This window comes from Methylobacterium sp. 37f, assembly GCF_023093475.1.
GTDB lineage: Bacteria > Pseudomonadota > Alphaproteobacteria > Rhizobiales > Beijerinckiaceae > Methylobacterium.
The window spans coordinates 1-1,731 of the sequence record NZ_JAGHKN010000087.1 but is presented as its reverse complement, the minus strand read 5'-3'; the positions used below and the strand labels follow the sequence as shown (position 1 = coordinate 1,731).

General features: G+C 70.8%; 1 protein-coding gene. It reads right to left on the bottom strand.

Annotation, left to right across the window (positions count from 1 at the left end; genetic code table 11):
* The coding region (gene dxs, locus J7U37_RS24715) for a 1-deoxy-D-xylulose-5-phosphate synthase (protein WP_282104171.1) at positions 1 to 1,653 on the bottom strand (1,653 nt) is incomplete at its 3' end.
* Between the last annotated feature and the right edge of the window lie 78 nt (positions 1,654 to 1,731).

Here is a 1,731-nt window from a genome sequence, read left to right as displayed (position 1 = left end):
GTCCAGCGGCTTGGCAAAGCGCGCATCCGCCACCGTCACGGCGATGCCCTCGGCCTCCAGCAGGTCGGCCGCCTTCAGCGCCTCGGACAGGCGCGTGCCCAGCGCCAGCAGCGCCACCCGCGCCCCCTCCGGCGCACGCACGATTCGGCCCTTGCCGATCTCCAGCACCGAGCCGCGCTCGGGCAGGTCGACGCCCACGCCCTCGCCGCGCGGATAGCGCAGCGCGATCGGGCCGGTGTCGTGCGCGTGGCACGTCGCCACCATGTGCACCAGTTCGGCCTCGTCCGAGGCCGCCATCACCGTCATGTTCGGCAGGCAGCACAGATAGGCCAGATCGAAGGCCCCCGCATGGGTCGCCCCGTCCGCCCCCACCAGGCCGGCCCGGTCCAGGCAGAAGCGCACGGGCAGGTTCTGCAGCGCCACGTCATGCACGACCTGGTCGTAGGCCCGCTGCAGGAAGGTCGAGTAGATCGCCACGAACGGCTTGTAGCCCTCCGTCGCCAGCCCGCCCGCGAAGGTCACCGCGTGCTGTTCGGCGATGCCGACGTCGAAGGTCCGGTCCGGATGCGCCTTGCCGAACAGGTCGATGCCGGTGCCGCCCGGCATCGCGGCGGTGATCGCCACCACCCGGTCGTCGGCATCCGCCGCCTTGATCAGGCTCTCGCCGAACACCCGGGTGTAGGCCGGGGCGTTGGGCTTGGCCTTGGCCTGCACGCCGGACAGCACGTCGAACTTGACCACGCCGTGGTAGCGGTCGGCCGAGGCCTCGGCCGGCGCGTAGCCCTTGCCCTTCTGGGTGACGACGTGGAGCAGGATCGGGCCCTGCTCCGAGTCGCGCACGTTCTTGAGCACCGGCAGCAGGTGGTCGAGGTTGTGACCGTCGATGGGCCCGACATAGTGGAAGCCCATCTCCTCGAACATCGTGCCCGAGCCCACCACCAGGGAGCGGGCATATTCCTCGGCCGCGGCCGCGCGCTGGTAGAGTGCCTTGGGCAGGAGCTTGCCGAGCTGCTTGGCGGTCTCGCGCAGGGACTGGTAGGTGTCGCCCGAGGCCAGCCGCGCGAAATAGGCCGACATGGCGCCCACGGGCGGGGCGATCGACATGTCGTTGTCGTTGAGGATGACGATCAGGCGGGATTTGAGCGCGCCGGCATTGTTCATGGCCTCGTAGGCCATGCCGGCCGACATCGAGCCGTCGCCGATCACCGCCACCATGTTGCGGCGCCTGTGGGCGGGGGCGCCCCTGGTCTGGGCGGCCGCGTCGTCGAGGTCGCGCGCCACGGCCATGCCGAGGGCCGCCGAGATCGAGGTGGACGAGTGGGCCGCGCCGAACGGATCGTAGACGCTCTCCGAGCGCTTAGTGAAGCCCGACAGGCCGCCGGGCTGGCGCAGGGTCCGGATGCGGTCGCGCCGGCCGGTGAGGATCTTGTGCGGATAGGCCTGGTGGCCGACATCCCAGACGATGCGGTCGTCGGGCGTGTCGAACACGTGATGCAAGGCCACCGTGAGCTCGACCACGCCGAGCCCGGAGCCGAGATGCCCGCCCGTCACCGAGACCGCGTCGATCATCTCGGTGCGGACCGCATCCGCCACCGCCTGCAGCTGGCTCTCCGGCAACAGCCGCAGAGCCGCGGGCTCGGACAGACCGTCCAGGATCGACGGACCCTCCGACAGCCCCGACGCGGAGGACGCTGGCGAGGTTTCGCCCGTGGTTTCTTGCCGTGACACCGA